General features: G+C 43.1%; 2 protein-coding genes. Both read right to left on the bottom strand.

The genetic code is table 11. From position 1 onward, the window contains the following. A partial coding sequence (locus DW033_RS24100; protein ID WP_122383243.1) for a GTP-binding protein occupies nucleotides 1-894 on the bottom strand: 894 nt, incomplete at its 3' end. A gap of 657 nt (nucleotides 895-1,551) precedes the next feature. After that, on the bottom strand, nucleotides 1,552-2,431 hold an 880-nt coding region (locus DW033_RS24105; RefSeq protein WP_122383244.1), incomplete at its 5' end, for a hypothetical protein.

The following is a 2,431-nucleotide window of genomic DNA, read 5'->3' on the forward strand; positions in this document are numbered from 1 at the left end:
AGTCTTTAGATTTTTAATCTTGATGAATTTTTCCGAATCGTTGATTCTTACAACGTCTCGAAGTCTCAGACTTCCGTCAATTATTTTAAGAAAACTTCTTTTATGCCCTTTGGGGTCATGCTCTATCTTATAGAGATAAGCTGAAAGTCTGTTTGAGACTGATGCCGGAGGAAGTATAAAAGAAGAAATGGCGTCCAACAACTCATTGATACCGATATTGAACATTGCTGATCCATGTAGCACCGGATAGACTTTGGCTTTTGCCACAAGAGCGATTATCGTATTCCAATAATCAGCCGGTGAAATTTCGCTATCCGCCAAATATCGTTCTAATATATCGTCGTCATGGTTGCATACAAATTCTTTGTATTCTTCCTTTATATATGTTTGGGAGCAAACCGGATAAACCGATCCATCGACAACAGTTTGCATAAACAGGACATCTTGCGACAGATTTGTTTTTATATCCATATACAAACGCTCCAAATTCACACCGGCACGGTCAATCTTATTGATAAATATAATTGTCGGGATTTGCAGCTTTTGTAAAGTACTGAACAGCAACTTTGTCTGCGCTTGTATGCCTTCCTTTGCGGATAAGATGAGGACTGCTCCATCAAGCATTTTGAATGTCCGCTCCACTTCCGCAATAAAATCCATGTGTCCCGGAGTGTCAATGATATTGCATTTCACTCCATTCCAGATAATAGATGTCGTAGAAGCCCGAACAGTAATTCCTCTACGTTTCTCTATATCCATAGAGTCTGTTATGGTGTCACCATTATCCACACGGCCGCACTTTTCCGTTGCTCCACTGGCAAACAGCAGATTCTCGGTTACGGAAGTTTTTCCTGCATCAATGTGAGCAAGAATTCCTAAATTTATAATATTCATTTGGATTAAGCAATAATATACTACAGTAGATGCATTGTCGAAACGCACCTTTTAATACCTCCTCGTAGCATATGAGAACTACAGGATTACTAACTCGTATTAATATGTATATTATTACTGCCGCATAACGATTACAAAATTACACAAAAAAATATATCTAACAAAAGTGGGAGGATTTTTTAACTTTTTACCATAGACATTTTATTAGGGAAGCGTAGGTTCAACTGGCAAGTACAAATAAGTAGAAATGTTTGAACAACACCGTTTTAGGAAGTTGAAAAATCAAGTTTCTCTCTCGGTATAGCGTTTATTTTGGCCAATATCTTCTTTAGTTTAGCATTTGTGTATTTCCCATTCGTGTTCTATTTAGCTCCTTATTATGAGTATGTAGCAAGTTACTTATCAAATTCAGCCTCTTTGAGGGTCAAATATGGTTTTGCAAATGGTGACTGACAAGACATAAACAAGGTCAGCAGGATTTTTTACATAAATGGACATGAATGTATATAACCTAAAATAAGAATAAATTTTAATAAGGGCTGCCCAAAAAGAAAAAAAATGCAGTTGCCATCCTACAGATACTTGCAGAAAGGATAAAATTTACTTTTAGACCTTTTGGGATAGCCCTTATTAATACTTCAGATAAAATTCCTTAGGTTATATTTTCAATCCTTTGGACCGGGTTTCCTCCTTGGCATACAGTCCCGGACGCCCGATTATGACATGGTTGGCAACGATACTATCCGCCGGACTGCGTATCTGCGGCGGTGCATTTTCGGGATATTGCGCCTGCCTGTTCCTCACATCTTCCGCTTCCGGCTTGAGCTGTTGCCCTTCATTCTCCTTTTCTGCGACTTCGGGCGTGGGTGGCGCAAGCTCCAGCTGAATTTTTCGGTCAAGGGCGGCAAGTTCGGACTTCAACTGCTTCAGCTCGTCCTCCTTCTTCCACACCTTACCCGCTATCTCCTGTAACTGCGGTATCTCCATCTCCAGCACCTCGTTCTTCGCCTTGTACTGGTCGATGATGGAGGGTATCCTCTCCATCGCGTTGAGGAAGTTGCGGGCGGCGGCCAACGGGTCAGCCATCGCCAGATGCCCGTTGTTGTAGGTGTACTTGTAGTTCCCCTCGACCACGAAGCGGTTGTCGGTGAACTCCAATCCCTCTTTGAGTATCCTTTCGCTCACCACCTTTATCGGAAAACCGTAAAGTTCACCGACCTGCGTGTACAACCCTCCGGTCGTGGCATTCTTGGCTATCTCCTGCAAACGCTTTCCGATGACCTTCTCATCGGCGGAATCCACTCCGTCCACCTTTATTATATTAAGGCGGTTGCCCTCCTTGTCGGTCTGCACCACCGACAGGAAGCGGTTCCAGTCCTCCGTCATGGCATCTATGAAAGCCGTGTTGTTGCGCAACTCGCCGGTCTTTGACTCCAGCTTGAACTCCGAATCACGCTTGCCCTTGTTGAACGACTTGCGTTCCCCTTCGAGCGATGCGATCCGCTTTTCCAGTTTCGCCTTGTCCAACAGGTCGGTA

It is taken from the genome of Parabacteroides sp. AF39-10AC, assembly GCF_003635405.1.
Classification (GTDB): domain Bacteria; phylum Bacteroidota; class Bacteroidia; order Bacteroidales; family Tannerellaceae; genus Parabacteroides; species Parabacteroides distasonis.